The 15,468-nt window shown below is 65.8% G+C and carries 12 protein-coding genes; all 12 read right to left on the reverse strand.

Annotation, left to right across the window (positions count from 1 at the left end; all coding sequences use genetic code 11):
* Nucleotides 1-2: 2 nt before the first annotated feature.
* The 12 genes from RBA40_RS16535 to RBA40_RS16590 are packed head-to-tail and all read right to left on the reverse strand — an operon-like array spanning nt 3 to nt 15,267.
* Entirely contained in the window at nt 3-1,172 is a 1,170-nt protein-coding gene (locus RBA40_RS16535; protein WP_306648897.1) for a glycosyltransferase family 4 protein, read from the reverse strand.
* Nucleotides 1,169-2,383 carry a TIGR04063 family PEP-CTERM/XrtA system glycosyltransferase gene (locus RBA40_RS16540; RefSeq protein WP_306648929.1) on the reverse strand — a complete coding sequence of 405 codons (1,215 nt, stop codon included), beginning with the start codon at nt 2,381-2,383 and terminating at the stop codon, nt 1,169-1,171. The genes RBA40_RS16535 and RBA40_RS16540 overlap by 4 nt, the downstream gene beginning before the upstream one ends.
* Before the next feature lie 32 nt (nt 2,384-2,415).
* Entirely contained in the window at nt 2,416-4,320 is a 1,905-nt protein-coding gene (locus RBA40_RS16545) for an XrtA/PEP-CTERM system amidotransferase (protein ID WP_306648898.1), read from the reverse strand.
* Nucleotides 4,308-5,471 (reverse strand): TIGR03088 family PEP-CTERM/XrtA system glycosyltransferase, encoded by a 1,164-nt coding sequence (locus RBA40_RS16550; protein ID WP_306648899.1) that lies wholly within the window; start codon nt 5,469-5,471, stop codon nt 4,308-4,310. Before RBA40_RS16550 ends, RBA40_RS16545 begins: the two co-directional genes overlap by 13 nt.
* Nucleotides 5,468-7,015, reverse strand: a complete 1,548-nt coding sequence (gene xrtA, locus RBA40_RS16555; RefSeq protein WP_306648900.1) for an exosortase A — start codon at nt 7,013-7,015, stop codon at nt 5,468-5,470. The genes RBA40_RS16550 and xrtA overlap by 4 nt, the downstream gene beginning before the upstream one ends.
* Complete coding sequence (locus RBA40_RS16560) at nt 7,015-8,223, reverse strand: TIGR03087 family PEP-CTERM/XrtA system glycosyltransferase (protein ID WP_306648901.1); 1,209 nt, start codon at nt 8,221-8,223, stop codon at nt 7,015-7,017. The genes xrtA and RBA40_RS16560 overlap by 1 nt, the downstream gene beginning before the upstream one ends.
* A gap of 2 nt (nt 8,224-8,225) precedes the next feature.
* Entirely contained in the window at nt 8,226-9,323 is a 1,098-nt protein-coding gene (locus RBA40_RS16565) for a FemAB family XrtA/PEP-CTERM system-associated protein (protein ID WP_306648902.1), read from the reverse strand.
* A complete protein-coding gene (locus RBA40_RS16570) occupies nt 9,320-10,204 on the reverse strand; it encodes an XrtA system polysaccharide deacetylase (protein WP_306648903.1) in 885 nt (294 codons plus the stop codon). Before RBA40_RS16570 ends, RBA40_RS16565 begins: the two co-directional genes overlap by 4 nt.
* Complete coding sequence (locus tag RBA40_RS16575; protein ID WP_306648905.1) at nt 10,201-11,229, reverse strand: XrtA/PEP-CTERM system-associated ATPase; 1,029 nt, start codon at nt 11,227-11,229, stop codon at nt 10,201-10,203. The genes RBA40_RS16570 and RBA40_RS16575 overlap by 4 nt, the downstream gene beginning before the upstream one ends.
* 16 nt (nt 11,230-11,245) lie before the next feature.
* Nucleotides 11,246-12,793, reverse strand: a complete 1,548-nt coding sequence (locus RBA40_RS16580; RefSeq protein WP_306648906.1) for a TIGR03016 family PEP-CTERM system-associated outer membrane protein — start codon at nt 12,791-12,793, stop codon at nt 11,246-11,248.
* Nucleotides 12,786-13,703, reverse strand: a complete 918-nt coding sequence (locus tag RBA40_RS16585) for an XrtA-associated tyrosine autokinase (RefSeq protein ID WP_306648907.1) — start codon at nt 13,701-13,703, stop codon at nt 12,786-12,788. The genes RBA40_RS16580 and RBA40_RS16585 overlap by 8 nt, the downstream gene beginning before the upstream one ends.
* Nucleotides 13,704-13,728: 25 nt before the next feature.
* Nucleotides 13,729-15,267, reverse strand: a complete 1,539-nt coding sequence (locus tag RBA40_RS16590) for an XrtA system polysaccharide chain length determinant (RefSeq protein WP_306648908.1) — start codon at nt 15,265-15,267, stop codon at nt 13,729-13,731.
* Nucleotides 15,268-15,468 lie beyond the last annotated feature (201 nt).

Raw genomic sequence — 15,468 nt, forward strand, 5'->3', positions numbered from 1 at the left:
GGCTACTTCCCCACAATCGCGTTAAAGAGGCGCAGCTGGCCGGCGGTGGTGCTGTCCCAGCTGAACTGCTCGGCGTAGCGGCGCGTGTCGTCGTGATCCGGATAGTCGGCGCGCAGCGCCTGCACGGCATCGGCCACGCCCTGGCGGCTGCGCTCGCGCATCAGCACACCGGCGGCCGGCGCGGCCACCACTTCCGGCGTACCCCACACGCGGCTGGCCACCACGGGTGTGCCGCAAGCCATCGATTCGAGCAGCACATTGGCCCAGCCTTCGCGGCTCGACGCCAGCACCAGCGCGTCGGCCGCGCCGTAGTAGCGCGGCAGTTCGGGCTGCGGCACGGCGCCGAGGAAGCGCACGCGCTCCTCCACCTTCAATTCGCGCGCCAATGCCTGCAGGCGTGGCAGTTCGACGCCGCTGCCGGCGATCAGCAAGGTCACGCCGGGCAGCAGCGGCAGCGCGCCGATGGCCAGGTCGTGGCCCTTCAGTTCAACCAGGTGGCCGACCGACAGCAGGGTAAAGCCATCAAGCCCGATTTCGCGGCGCAAGCCGGCGCGGTCGCCCTGATGGAAGCGCCGCAGGTCGACGCCGTTGCGCAGCGGCGTGATGCTGGCCGGGTCGGCGCCCAGCTGCACCAGTTCCGTCTTGAGCGCGTCGCACACGGTGATGACGGCGGCGGCGTTGGCGGCGGCCCACTGGATCATCTTGCGCGGTTTGGCGAAATTCGGAATCAGGCTGATGTCCGAGCCGCGCGCGGTGATCACCACCGGCTTGTTGAAATGCTTGCCCAGCTTGACCGCGGCCACGCCATCGGGATAAAAATAGTGGGCGTCGATCAGGTCGAAGTCATAACCTTCATCGAGCATGCGGCCCACCGTGGCCCTGGCCGCGTTGGCCAGCAGCGCCGGCGCGAAGTTCATGCCGACCTTCGGGATGACGGGATAACGCGGGTGCAGCACCGGCAGGCCGAAGCGCTCTTCACTGGCGGGCACGCGCGCAAAGTCGCCGTACTGGCCGAACCGCTTGTGCGTGAACGGAAACCAGGGCACCGGTGCGACCACGCGCGCCTCCACCTGGCCGCTGGCGACCAGGTGGCGCAGGCGCGTCTCGACAAAAATGGCGTTGTTCGGCCTGACCAGGTTCGGAAACAGGGTCGTGAAGGTCAGGATTTTCATTCGTCGCCGGCGCGCTTGAGCGAGCCATACACCGCCTTGTAGCGCGCCACGCTGGCGGTCCAGGTGCGTTCGCGCTCCACGAAGGCGCGGCCGTTGGCGCGCAGCGCGGCCCAGCGCTCCGGCGCGCCCAGGAGGGCCAGCACCTTATGCGCCAGCGCGGCCGGATCGCCCGCGGCGAACAGGATGCCGGTCTGGCCGTCGTCGATCAGTTCGCGGTGGCCGCACACATCGGATGCGGCCAGCAAGCGGCCCTGGGCCATCGCTTCGAGCGGTTTGAGCGGCGTGACCAGGTCGGTCAGGCGCATCTTCAGGCGCGGGTACACCAGCACGTCGACCAGGTTGTAGTAGCGCTGCACCTGGTCGTGCGGCACGCGGCCGGTGAACACCACCTGATCGGCCACGCCAAGCTGCTTGGCCAGCGCCTTGAGCGCCGCGTCCTGCGGGCCGCCGCCGACCAGCAGCACGCGGATGTCGGGGTTCGCCGCCAGCATGGACGGCAGCGCGCGCAGCAGCACGTCCAGGCCCTCGTAGGCGTAGAACGAGCCGATGAAGCCGAGTACCGACTTGCCGTCGAGGTGCAAGCGCAAGGCCAGCGACTCGTCGCGCGCACCGTCGACGCTGAAGTCGGCCACATCGACCGCGTTCGGAATCACGGTGATTTTGCCGGCCGGGATGCCGCGCCCGACGATCTCGGCGCGCAAGCCTTCGCAGATGGTGGTGGCGGCGTCGACGCGTTTGAGCGCGTAGGTTTCCAGCGCGCGCGTCATGCGGTAGCGCAGGCCCCATTCGCGGCTGGTGCCGTGATCGACGGCGGCGTCTTCCCAGAAGGCGCGGATTTCATACACCACCGGAATGCCGAGGCGGCGCCCCACGCGCAGGGCGGCCACCGCGTTAAGCGCCGGCGAATGCGCGTGCAGCACGTCGGGCTTGACCTCGCGCGCGACGTTGAGCAGGCGGTCTTCCAGCACGTCGATGACGGCGATCTGGTTGAACACCGGCAGGCGCGATAGCGGGCCGCCCGCCGCAGCCGTGCGGAAGAAATCGAGGCCGTCGACGTGCTCAAAGGCGGCCTGTGTCATGCCCTGTTTGGGGCTGGTGACGTGAAAGGTGTCCCAGCCCAGCGCGCGCTGTTCGTTCAGGATCGCGCGCGTGCGGAAGGTGTAGCCGCTGTGGAGCGGAATGGAGTGGTCCAGCACATGGAGAATGCGCAACGGCGTCACGGGCGGTGTAGCCCCGGCCACCGTCATGCTCCCGCTCCCAGCAGCTCTTTGCGCAAAAAGGCTTCAAACATCAGCAGGGTCCAGATCGGAGCGCTGTAATCGCGCCGGCCCGACTCGTGCTGCTCGACCATCTCGGTCAGGTAATCGATGTTGAAGATGCCGGTATCCTTGAGCGTTTCGCCAAGCAGCGAATCGCGCACGCGCTGGCGCAGCGGGCCGCGGAACCACCCCGCCAGCGGCACCGCGAAGCCCATCTTCTTGCGGTACAAAATATCGTTGGGCAGGTACTGCTCCAGGCTTTTCTTGAAGATGTACTTGCCTTCGCTGCCGCGCAGCTTCATTTCCGGCGGCAGGCCCGAAATCCACTCCACCAGCTTGTGGTCCAGCAGCGGCACGCGCACTTCGAGCGCATGCGCCATGCTGGCGCGATCGACCTTGGTGAGAATGTCGCCCGGCAGGTAGGTTTTCATGTCGAGGTACTGGATCATCGACAGCGGATCGTCGGTTGGCGACTTGGCGGCGTGGCCCTGCATCACGTCGATTGCGCGGTAGCCCTGCAACTGCTTGTGGAAGCTTGGTGTGAACAACTGCGCGCGCATGGCGTCGGACATGATCGACACGCCATGGAAGTAACCCTCGACCAGATCGCGCGAGAGCGCCTCGAAGGTGGTCTTGGCGCGGAACATGCGCGGCGCCCAGTCGGCCTTGGGATAGTATTTTCCGAGCGGGCCGAAAACCAGCTTGCGCAGGCCGGTCGGCAGGCGCGAACGCACGCTGTCCTCGGCCATGGCGTAGCGGTAGCGGCGGTAGCCGGCCAGGTTTTCGTCGCCGCCATCGCCCGACAGGGCTACCGTCACGCGCTTCCTCGCCAACTGGCACACGCGGTAGGTCGGAATGGCGGAGCTGTCGGCATACGGCTCGTCGTACAGGTCGGCCAGGGTGTCGAGCAGCGCGTAGTCGTCGGTGTCCACCGTTTCGGTATGGTGGTGCGTCTTGTACTGGCGCGCCACCTGTTCCGCGTATTCCGACTCGTCGAACGCCTTGTCGTTGAAGGCAATCGAGCAGGTGTTGACCGGGTCCTTCATCAGGCCGGCCATCATGGCCACGATGGCGCTCGAATCGACGCCACCGGACAAAAAGGCGCCCAGCGGCACTTCGGCCTTGAGGCGGATCTTGACCGCTTCGCGCAGGCGCACCACCAGCTCACCCTCGGCGTCGCTCTGGGTCATGGCACCGTGCAGCTTGAACGGCACGTCCCAGAACTGGCGCGGCTGCGGGATCGGCTGGCCGATTTTCACGGTCAGGCAAAAGCCGGGCGAGAGCTTGAAGGCGCTGCTGTAGATGGTTTTCGGTTCCGGCACGTAGCCGTAGGCGAAATAGTCTTCCACGGCGCGCGGATCGATCGCACGCGGCAGGTCCGGGTGGGCACGCAGCGACTTGAGCTCGGAGCCGAAGATGAACATCCCGTCCGGCAGCACGGCGTAGTAAAAGGGTTTGACGCCGAGGCGGTCGCGCGCCATGAACATGGTCTGCTTGACGCGGTCCCACACGGCGATGGCGAACATGCCGCGAAAGTGCTGCACGCACTCCTCGCCCCAGGCCGACCAGGCGTGCACGATGGTTTCGGTGTCGCTCTTGGTACGGAACACGTAGCCGAGCTTTTGCAGTTCCTCGGTCAGCTCGGGGTAGTTGTAGATTTCGCCGTTGAAAACCACGCCGACATTGCCTTCGGCATTGAACATCGGCTGCTGGCCGCTCAGGATATCGATCACCGACAGGCGCCGGTGGCCGAAGCCGACGCCCGGCTCGGTGTACACGTCGCCTTCGTCCGGACCGCGATGGTGCTGGGTTTCGTTCATGCGCTTGACCAGCGCCGGGTCGATCTCGCGCGCACCGCGGGTATCAAAAATGCCGACTATTCCACACATGATTTCGCACTCTTCCTGAATTGTTTTTTATGTTCGCACAAGGCGTCGTACAAAGATTCGTAAGCGGCCACCATGGCCGCCATGTTGTAGTGGCGCTCGACCCGTGCGCGGCCGGCGGTGCCGTGTTCGATCCTCAGTGCGGCGTCCATCACGTAGCGCTCCAGCGCATCGGCCATGGCAAGCGGATCGGACGGCGGCACCAGCGCGCCCGTCACGCCATGGGCGACCACTTCCGGCACGCCGCCGACGCGGGTGCCGACCACCGGCAGGCCGCTCGCCATCGCCTCCAATGCCGAACCGGGCGTGCCTTCGGCAATCGACGACAGCGCAAAAATATCGAAGCCGCGCAGAATATCGGCAACGTCTGTGCGCGCGCCGGGCAGCCAGACCGCATCGGCCACGCCAGCCTGTGCGGCCTGTGCCCGCAGGGCCGCCAGCAGCGGGCCGCCGCCGACAATCGCCAGGCGCACCTGCGGCAGGCGCGCGTGCAGCAGCACAAAGGCGCGCAGGAGCGTCGCATGGTCCTTCACATCCTGGATGCGGCCGACGGTGCCGATGACAATCGTCTCCGGTCCGAACTGGCGCAGCGCGCCGCCTTGCGGGTTGAACTTGTCGGCGTCGATGCCATTCGCCAGCAGGCGGCTCTTGTTCTCGGCCACGCCGATCACCGTGCGGTTCCAGGCCAGCATGTCGGCCGAATTGGCGTAGCAGCAGTCGTAAAACGGCAGCATCAGGCGGCGCAGCATGTTGTGCTTGCGGTTGCGCCCTTGCGGGTCGGCGGCGTCACGTCCGTGCAGCCCGTTGATGCGCACCGGGACCCCGGCCAGCATGGCGGCCGGCGCGTACTCGACCGCCGACAGATTGTAGGTGTGCAGGATGGTCGGGCGCAGGCGGCGCAGCAGCTTCCACAGCGCCGCGTGGGTACCGGGCGACAAGCCGGGCTGCTTGTGCAGGGCGAACAGCTCCACGCCAGGCTTGGTGATCTTGTCGGCGAACGCGGTGTAGTCGGTCAGGCACACCACCGCATGGCGGTAGTGCGCGGCCGGCATGCGGTTGATGCGCTCGACGAGCAAGGTCTCCAGGCCGCCGAAATCGAGCCGGTAGATCAGGTGGACGACGAGCGGTGCTGTGTTGTTCGCCTGCGCGGTCATCTGGGCCTCGTGTTGGCGGCCAGCGCGGCCTCGATGGCGGCCAGGTCGCCTTTGAGGAAGGCGCGCATCGCCACCCGCGCCGGCTCCGGATTCTCATCGTAGGGCGCGAAAATCATCACGGCGGCGCCGTCGTCGCTGGCATGCAGCAGCTTCTGGCGGATCTGCAGCAGCTTGCCGACGTAGTCGTTGCTGGTGGTGCTGCCGTCGATCCAGTACCAGTGCCACACCAGCATCTTGCCGCCCGGGCCGGACATGCTGCTCTCGCGCAGGCGCAGGCCGCGCTCGCCGATCGCCTCGTCGCGCACGACGGTGGTGATGGTGCGCCAGACCGGATCTTCAACCGGCGAGAGGCGGTTGGTGGTGGTAATGAGCTTGGTGCCTTTGGGCGGCTTGCGGTAGTACAGCAGCTTGACGCCGACGCCCACGCCATCCTGCGCATGGAACTGCTGCAGTTCGGCGCTCGCTGTCGGGAAGGCCGGGGTCCAGTCGACAAAGGCGGGGCCGCGCGGCGCACGGGTAGCCACTTCGGTCAGTACCACGGGCGCCGCTGCCGGCTCGGTCTTTTCCAGGTAGTAGTGATAAGCGGGCCAGATGCCGACGCAGGCGACGATCGCCAGCGCGGCTGGCAGCAGCTTGTTCAGCGGCGCCGGCGGCGCGTCCGGCACGGCCGGTGCTGCCGCCGCATCGGCGGCGGGCGCGGTATCTTCGCGCCAGATGGCGCCGATCCAGAACAGCAGGAACATCACGAAGCCGAAGAACACCCAGCCGTAAATCAGGTGATCGAAGCCGACTGCCAGGGTCATGCCGCTCAGGTGGCCGATCATCACGATCAGGTAGGCGCGCGCGCCGTTGGCGAAGATTGGCACGATGATCGAGGCGGCGATGAACAGCGCGCGGCGCCAGGTGGTGCGGTAGGTCAGGTAGGCGTACAGGCAGCCGAGCGTCACCGACGAAATCAGGTAGCGCACGCCGCTGCAGGCTTCCACCACCGACCAGTTGCCGGTCGGGATACTGAAGTTGTTCCCTTCGCGGAAAACCGGAATGCCGGTGGCGATCAGGGCATCGACCGTGAAGTTGGCGGTCATGCCGATCAGGGGTTCGATGAACACATCGCCGAAGGGCACCGCGAACAGCATGAACGCCAGCGGAAAGGCCAGGCTGCGCGCGATCGGCATACCGAGGATCGCCAGCGCGCTCAAAGGCAGCATAGCCACAAAGGCGTAGTGGCGCACGATCTGTACTTCGCCCATTTCGCCGAGCAGCCAGGCGGCGCCGCAACCAGCCAGCAGCACAAGCGCGGGCCACCACGGCTGCACCGGCATGGCGCGCAGCGCATCGCGCCGGCCCCAGATCAGCCAGAGGCTGATCGGCAGGATCACATAGCCGTGCGCAAAGGTGCCGGAACTGTCCCAGATGTTGACAATCGACGCCGCCGTCTCGAAGTAGGCGAGGAAGGGAAACAGCAGCACGGCGCCGATCAGGAGCGACTGCAGCAAATACGACTGGGCCGGGCGCGCCGGGTTGAGGGTAATGCCTTGTTCCACTATGCGCTTTCGACGGACATGTGTTCTAACAGGGAGACAACCGGCGCCAGGTTGCTGGACCAGCCATACTGGGTTTCGACGGCGTGGCGCGCGGCGCGGCCCATGTCGGGGCGTGGCGCGTCCAGGGCCTGGCCGATGGCGGCAACAAACTGCGGCGCGTCCGCGGCAAGCAGCAGGTCGCGCCCCGGCTCGGCGGCGATGCCTTCGAGCGCCTGCGGCGACACCACCACCGTTTTGGCCATCGACATCGCTTCGAGCACCTTGTTCTGGATGCCGCGCGCGATGCGCAGCGGCGCCACGCACAGGGCCGCATGCGCGACGTACGGGCGCACATCGGGCACGGTGCCGGTGACGGTGACGCCGGGCAGCGCGGCCAGTTGCAGCACGTCGGGCGAGGGACGCGCGCCGACGATGACGAATTGCGCCGCCGGATGGCGCGCCAGCACGGCCGGGAAAATCTCGCGCGCGAACCAGGTCACCGCGTCCACGTTCGGCCAGTAATCCATGGCGCCGCAAAACACCAGCGCCTGCTGGCCGGCGATGAAGGGATTCGGATAATCGGCGTGCGGCGTGAAGTAATCGGTATCGACGCCGTTATTGAAAAAACCGGTGCGCTCGGCGCTTTCGGGCGCGAGCTGGCGAAACAGCGCCGCTTCCGGCGCCGAAACGAACAGCGCGGCCGCGCTGTCAAGCGCCACCTTGCGCTCGTAGCGCAGCAGCTGGCGCGCTTCGTGCGCGTACAGCATGCTCATGGGCCCGGATTTCTGCGCGGCGTACTGGCGCCATTTGTCCGAATCCACGTCGCAAAAGTCGACCACCCGGCGCGCCTGCGGATACGGCTCGGCATACTGCGCCATGGGCGAGGAAAACACCAGGATGCGATCGATCCTGTTGGCCGCCATGGTGCTGGCGACCCAGTCGCGCAAACCCTTGTCGCGGTAGTAATCGAGCGAGAGCGAGCGGTTGGCCAGCAGCGCGCCCAGGCTGCGCACGCGCGCCATGGTCGGGTCGAGCCGGGCGAAGTGGCTCGACGCGCACAGGGCCTGCACGCGCGGCAGGTGCTGCCAGTCGTCGGCGTCGTCGACGAACGTGGCCAGGTGCACCTTGTAGTGGCGCGCCAGGTGCTTGAGCAGATGATACGAACGGATCTTGTCGCCCTTGTTGGGCGGGTAGGGAATCCGGTGGATCAGCAGCAGCAGGTCGTCCACGCTCAGCCCAGGCTCTTGACGATGTGCGGGCCCAGGACATTGGCCAGCGCCAGCGGCATCTTTTTCCACAGCTTGATGAACAGCTGGTACTTGGGATTGAGCGGGTTGTTGTCGGGCAGTTCGGTCGACTCGTACAGGCGGTATTCGTAGGCCAGCGGCGTGGGCGAAAAGCCCCAGTTCTTCTTGAAGTCGAAGGCGCCGGTACCGAGCTTGCTGCGGCCGAAGTCGAAGATGCGCGCGCCGCGCGCGGCTGCGGCCTGCATCAGGTTCCAGTACATGAAGTCGTTGCCCGCGAATTCGCGCGCGGCCGGCATGCCGCCGCCGTAGTAAGGCAGCACTTCGTCGCGGAAGTAAAAGCTCAGCACTCCGGCCACGATCGCGCCATCCTTGACGATGATGCGGATTTCGCATTCTTCACCGAAGACTTCCTTGATCACCGCGAAGTACTTTTTCGGGAACACCGGCGTGCCGAGACGGTGCACGCTGGTGGCGTAGGCGATGAAGAAGCGGTCCACGCCCTGGTCGATTTCGGCGCTGAGGCCGCACTTGATCCCCTTGCGCACCATGGCGCGCTGCTTGCGCGGGATGGCGTTCATGTTCTCGTCGTCGTCGGCGGTAATCGCCTTGCGGAAGGTGACGTACAGCTCCTTCTGGTGCCAGGCCGGGTCGCCCGCGTGCGCCGGCAGCAGGTTGCGGTATTCCAGATGGCCGACCTTGAGCGAAGCGGCCAGCTTGTCGGCGGCGGCGTCGAGCAGCGGACGGGCGACATCCGACGTGGCGGCCACGCCGCCGAGCACGCAGAACGGCAGGGAGCCGAGCGAATGGCCGAACAGGCGGCTCTTGATCTCGGCCAGCGGCAGCACGCCGACGATCTGGCCATCCTGCTCCACGTAGTAGAACCAGGTCTTGTGGCCGTACACACGGTCGATGATGGTTTGCCAGCCGGCGCGGTGGAAGAAGGTCGCTTCCGGACAGGCGGCCACGAAGGCATCCCAGCGCGCCATGGCGCGTGCGTCGCCGGCGCGCAACAGATGCACGGTGGCGCCAGCGCCGCTGCTGGTAGTCGGGCGGTCCTGCACAGCGTCGGTAATCGAACTCATTTAGTCCCTAAGAATATGCGGTCCATGCGGTCCCAGGCAAAATCGCGCGTGAGCAGCTTGATGCGCCCTTCCATGCGTTGCAGGTTGACGTAATGGCGGAAACGGGTTTTCAGGCTGGCGCCTTCGGGGCGCGGCTGGCCGGGATCGAGCTCCCACGGGTGGAAGTAGAAGATCGCCGGCTGGCCGTCGTCGCTGTTCACGCGCCGCATCATCCAGCGCGACAGGCTGTAAGGCAGCAGGCGGAAATAACCGCCGCCGCCGGCCGGCAGCTTGCGCTGGCCCAGCATGGCGGTGGTGATCGGCACTTCGAGCAGGCCATCGGGCCCGTTCGGGTAGAACGCGAAGCGCGGCGCGTCCGGCATGCCGTAGTGGTCGTGGGCGATCGGATAGATGCTGGAGCTGTAGCTGTAGCCGGCATCGTGCAGCACGTCGAGCGCCCACAGGTTGGCCGTGCCGATCGAAAAACTCGGCGCGCGATAGCCGAGCACGCGCTGGCCGCCGATGTCTTCCAGCAGGGCCTTGCTGCGCCCGACGTCGTCGGCGAATTCGGCGCGGGTCTGGTCGGAGGCGCGCAGGTGGCCGTAGCCGTGGCTGGCCAGTTCGTGGCCGCCGGCGACGATGCGGCGCACCATGTCGGGATAGCGTTCGGCGATCCAGCCGAGCGTGAAAAAGGTGGCATGCACGCCGCCGTCGGCCAGGATCGCCAGGATGCGTTCGATGTTCGCTTCAACCCGGCATTCGCGCGCGGGCCAGGACTCGCGCGCGATGATGGGCGCGAACGCCGACACCTGGAAGTAGTCCTCGACGTCGATCGTCATCGCATTGCGGATCGGTTGGCCGAGCGCGCGCGGCATGGCGGCTGGATGCAGGCGGTCGTTCATTCGTGATGGTCCGATGGGTGGTGATCCTGCGCGTGGTGCGAAAGCGCCGGCAGGGTACTGACGACTTTCTTGAGGATCGACAGCACCGAGGCCATCGATTTTTCCATCTTGAGAATGCGTTCGTCGAGGTAGCCCGGGTTATCCAGCGTGCCGATCGAGGCCACGCCGCGCAGGGCGGCGGCAGCCTGCTCGCGCAGCGCTTCAGGCGGCAGTTCGTATTCCTGGCGGATGTCGCGCACCACTTCATTCACATCGGCTTCGGTGAAGGAGTGCATCTCTTCCAGGTAGCCCATCAGCAGCAAGCGGTCGCACAGGGCGTTGGTCTTCCTCGGGATGCCGCCGCTGTAGTCGTAGATGGCCGCGTGCGCGCCGGGGGAGAACGAGGGATCGTCCTTCCAGCCGACCGTATGCAGGCGGTGTTCGACGTAGGCCTGGGTTTCCGGGCCGTCCATGGGACCGAGGTGATAGCTGGCCGTGATGCGCTGGCGCAGCTGCTGCATGCCGGCGCTGTGCAGGATGGTGCGGAACTCCGGCTGGCCCAGCAAGAAGGTTTGCAGCAAGGACTTGTCGTCGGTCTGGAAGTTCGACAGCATGCGCAGTTCCTCGACCGCGCGCGGGGTCAGGTTCTGCGCTTCGTCGACCACCAGCAAGGCGCGTTTGCCTTCCTGGTCGCAGGCGAGCAGGAACTGTTCGAGACGCTCGAGCAGCGCGGTCTTGCTGGCGTTTTCATACGGCAGCCCGAAGGCGGCGACCACGGTGCGCAGGGTGTCGTCGGCATCGAGATGGGTGTTGACGATGTGGGCGGCGACGATCTGCTCGGACGGCATTTGCTTGAACAGGTTGCGCACCAGCGTGGTCTTGCCGGCGCCAACTTCACCGGTGATGACGATAAAGCCTTCGCCATGCGACAGGCCGTACTCGAGGTACGCCATGGCGCGCTTGTGGCCTTTGCTGGCAAAGAAAAAATGGGGGTCCGGCCGCAGCCGGAAGGGCTTGTCGCTCAGCCCATAATAGGTTTCATACATCGCTGACTCGATTCCGCTAGAACTGTAAGGACAGAGAGGCCGACAAGGCGTTCTCGCGGTACGACGCGACCTGGTCGGTCGTGGTACCGGACACGCGGCGCGCTTCGAAAGCGCCCCGCACTTTGGGCGAAAACTGGCGCGTCACGGCCAGCCGCAAGGCTGCATTCTTACTCGACAAGCCGGTGGCATGCGACTGCGTGCGCGAGGTGGTCCACGATGCATTGATCCCGCTGCGCGAGGTCAGGCGCATGTTCCACAGCGCGCTGCCGCCGCGCTGGGTGGTGTCGTCGTTGATGCGGGCGCTGGCCGGACCGGTGAGCAGGCTGTCGGTCTGGATCAGCGACAGGCCTTCGCGCCGGTTATCGAACGCGCTCAGGATCAGGGTGGTGCGCGCCGTGTTGAGCGCCACCGAAGCCTGGAACTGCTTCTGCAGGATGTAGCGGTTGCTGAAGTAGTTGATGCTGTCGGCCAGCGCGACCGGCAAGCCGGTGGCGCGGATGTAGGCGTCGACCGCCTGCGCGCGCGCCACCGGGTCGGGAATCTGCGCGGTGAACAGGCGGTCCAGCATCGAGGCCGTGTCGATGGTGGCCGGCAGCAGCAGCTGCGAACGGGTGGTGGTCACCGAATCGCTGTAGTTGATGCTCCAGACCGAGCGGCGGCTGCGGTGCAGCGCCTGCAGGTTGTAGGTATTGCCGTAGTAACGCTTGCCGGCGCCGGCCACGAGGCTGGTGCGCGAAGTCGGGGTCCACTCTATGCCGCCCTGCCAGAAGCGGCCTTTTGTCGGCTCGCCGCCGGACTGGTAATCATATTCGTCGTAGCCGGCGCTGGCGGTCAGGTTCAATTCCTGGCCGAGGCGGTAGCGTCCATTCGCGTTGACCATCTTGACGTTCGACTTGGGCGCGATGCTGTCGTCCACGCGCTGCTGGCTGTACTGCACGCCCCAGCCGACGCGGCGGAAGGTGCGCCCGCTGTTCAGGTTCATCATCAGCACATCGCTGGTGCTGTCGCCAAAGCCGATGCGCCCGGCGTCGACCGAATCGTGGGTGTAGCGCAGCGCCGCCGTGGCCGTGCTGCCGAAGCGCTGCAGCATGTAAGGGCTGATGCGCCAGGTCTTGACGTTGGCGCGGTTGGCCGTGGCGTAGCCGTTGCTGTTGACCTGCGGGCCGAAGGCCGACACGGCTTGCTGGCCGATGGCGCCGTCGGCGTCGACAAACAGCAGGTCGTCGATGACGGTGGCCCTGGCCGCCGTCCGCAATTGCGACTGGGCGTGGCGCACGCCTTCCACATCGTCGTCGTCGAAGGCGTAGTAGTGCAGCTGGTAGTTGGCCGACAGTTTCAGGCGCGGGCCTTTGTTAAGCAAGGTGAAGCCGGGCGTGAGTTCGGTCACGAAGCGGCTTTTGGCCTGGTCGGCGCGGGTCAGCGCCACGTTGTCGGTGAACGTCTCGCGCAGGTCGAGCGTGGGCGTGAACTTCCAGGCGGCGCGCCCTAGCGGCGCGGCCAGCAGGGCCGCCAGCGCCACGGGAACGACCGCGGCGCGGCGCCGTCCGGACGCACGCTTAGCCATAGTGGTAGTCATACGTCTCGGTACCGGGGAATTCGCGCGTCTTGTTGTAGATCAGGTTCACATTGCTGCAGCCTTCCAGCTGGCGCAGCGATTCCTTGACCGCGTGCTGGGTCGTACCCTCGGCTTCGACCACCAGCGCGATCTGGCCCATGTGGCTGGCCAGTACGTGCGCTTCGCTGGTGAGCAGCAGCGGCGGCGAATCGAAAATGACGACACGGTCGGGGTAGCGGTTGGCGATTTCGTAGACGAAGGTGCTCATGGCCTGGCTGGCCAGCAGTTCGGTGGCGCGCGGGTTGTTGCTGCCGGCCGGCAGGATACTCAGGGTGTTGACGTTCGTGCGCAGCATGACATCCGACATATCGAGCTTATCGTCGAGCAGAAGGTCCATCAGGCCGCGGTGGGCCGGCAGGCCGAGCGTGCGCAGCACCGAGGGACGGGCGACGTCGGCGTCGATCAGCAGCACCGTGTGATCGAGTTCCATGGCGATGCTCATGGCCAGGTTGATCGAGCAAAAGGTCTTGCCTTCACCCGGCAGGGAACTGGTGACCATGATCAGGTTGCCCGGTTTGTCGCCGGGCGCGCGCGCCGCGAAAGCGCGCTTGAGCAAGGGCCGCTTGATGATGCGGAAGTCCTCGACCAGGGTGGTGCGCCCGCCGGCGGCCGTCACCAGGCCGATGCCGTGCATGCGTTCCAGATCGAGTTCGACATGGTTGGTGGTGCGGCGCGGCGCGTGCAGGGGCGCCGCTGCCGGCGCTGGCGTGGCCGCAGTCGCCGTCGTCACAGCGTCCGGCACGGCGGCAGGCGGCGCTGGCGGCAGGCTGTCGGCCTGGCGCGCGGCGCCGGCCAACGCGCCCTGCGCCTCGCCCTTCTTGTTTTCGATGCGGCTGGCCGCTTTTTCGATAATGCTCACGCTGTTCTCTCCAGTGAAGGCCGCATCAGAGCAGCGGTCGTACAAATAGGGCCGCCATCACGCCGCCGTAGGCGCCGAACAGGACGATCACCGCCGCGCCGAAGGCGTACAGGCGCTTGGTGCGCATGACCTTCTGTTCGTTGGTCCAGTTCATGCTGATACTGCCCAGGATAGGAATGCCGGTGACGTCGCGCAGGGTGCCCTGGCTCATGAAGGTCGGGCGCAGTTGGCTCATCAGGAGGGCCACGCCCAGGCCGGCCAGCAGCGCGGCGGCGAACACGAACGAGAACAGGCGGTGGCGGTTCGGTCCCGACGGGGTCGACGGCACGGTCGGCGGGTCGATCACACGGAAGGTCAGCATGTCGGTGGCCGAACTCAGGTCGCCGGACAGCTTGGCCGCTTCGCGCCGTCCGACCAGTTTTTCGTAGTTCTCTTTGTTGATCAGGTAATCGCGGTTGAGCTGGGCCAGCTGGGCCTCGACTTCGGGCGCGTTGGTGCTCTGCGAGCGCAGGCGCGCCGCGCGCGATCCGTATTCGGCCACGCGGGCCTTGAGCGAGGCCACCCGCGCTTCTTCCACCGACAGGGCCACGTTCATTTGCTGCAGCATGGGGCTGTAGTTGGCGCCGGGGTCGTTGTTGCGCTTGTTGCGCTTGGCTTCTTCGAGCTTGCGCGCTTCCAGCTGGGCGATCAGGCGGCGCGCCGACACGATGTCCGGATGGGCATCGGTGTACTGCATGCGCAGGCTGTCCAGGTTCTTGTTGAGGGCGGCGATGCGGGCGTCGAGCTCGGGATTGGCGACGCTTGATGCTTCCGGAGCGGTCAGCGGTGCCGGTTCCTCGCCGGCGATCTGGCGCTTGATGGCGTTGCGCGCCTGCTCGGCTTCGGTCAGTTCCAGGCGCGCCTGGTTGAGCAAGTCTTCGATCTGGGTCATGTTGGCGGTAAAGTCGCCCCCGCCGCCGCGCGGCAGCATGCCCAGGTGCTTGATCTTGAATTCCTTGAGCGCGTTTTCGGCCTGGACCAGCTTTTCTTCGTAATTCTTGATCTGGTCGTCGATGAACTGCACGGCTTTTTCGGAATCCTGCTTCTTGCCGCCGAAACTGCCTTCGACGAAAATGGTCAGCAGCGACTGCACGATATCCTTGCCCAGCTTGGGATTGGAATTCTTGTACGAGATCGTGTAGATGTCGTCGCGCTCGGTGCCGCCGATGCTGATCTGCGCCATCAGGTCGTCGACCAGCTTTTCGTTTTCCTTGGGGGTGGACGCCTTGATGTCGAGGTCGACCATGCGCATGACGCGCTCGACGTTCGGACGGCTGATCAGGGTGCGGCGCATGAAGGCCACCTGCTGGTCCACGTTCGGCACGCTGGTCATGCCCGCCAGCAGCGGCTGCAGGATGCTCTGGGTGTCGACGTACACGCGCGCCGACGCCTGGTATTCATTGGGGAGACGGTACACGACTGCCCAGCCGACCAGGGCCACGATCCAGGAAATGACGACCGCATACCAGCGGTATTTCCAGATCGCTTTCAGGAAGTTCGTCAGTAGGGCCTGCAGTTCTGCCATCTCGTCAATCTCGCCATAAAAGGGTGGCCCAGGCCGGCAGCTCTGCACACGGACGCGGCACGCCCGGTGCCGCAAAGCGCCAGCCAAAGTGTTGTCGGATGCACAAAAAGCAATTCGTTGCGGCAGCTCAGGGAGCTTACCAATGAATTGCTCCAAGGCATTGATTAATAATCATATGATACAGGAAATCCGTTGCTTGCT

Origin of the sequence: Massilia pseudoviolaceinigra, from assembly GCF_030846505.1 — a bacterium.
In the GTDB taxonomy this organism is placed as follows: domain Bacteria; phylum Pseudomonadota; class Gammaproteobacteria; order Burkholderiales; family Burkholderiaceae_D; genus Telluria_A; species Telluria_A violaceinigra.

Coding starts and splice junctions, on each gene's coding strand:
- RBA40_RS16535 (WP_306648897.1), bottom strand. CDS start 1,172: ATGAAAATCCTGACCTTCACGACCCTGTTTCCGAACCTGGTCAGGCCG.
- RBA40_RS16545 (WP_306648898.1), bottom strand. CDS start 4,320: ATGTGTGGAATAGTCGGCATTTTTGATACCCGCGGTGCGCGCGAGATC.
- RBA40_RS16550 (WP_306648899.1), bottom strand. CDS start 5,471: ATGACCGCGCAGGCGAACAACACAGCACCGCTCGTCGTCCACCTGATC.
- RBA40_RS16565 (WP_306648902.1), bottom strand. CDS start 9,323: ATGAGTTCGATTACCGACGCTGTGCAGGACCGCCCGACTACCAGCAGC.
- RBA40_RS16570 (WP_306648903.1), bottom strand. CDS start 10,204: ATGAACGACCGCCTGCATCCAGCCGCCATGCCGCGCGCGCTCGGCCAA.
- RBA40_RS16575 (WP_306648905.1), bottom strand. CDS start 11,229: ATGTATGAAACCTATTATGGGCTGAGCGACAAGCCCTTCCGGCTGCGG.
- RBA40_RS16580 (WP_306648906.1), bottom strand. CDS start 12,793: ATGGCTAAGCGTGCGTCCGGACGGCGCCGCGCCGCGGTCGTTCCCGTG.
- RBA40_RS16590 (WP_306648908.1), bottom strand. CDS start 15,267: ATGGCAGAACTGCAGGCCCTACTGACGAACTTCCTGAAAGCGATCTGG.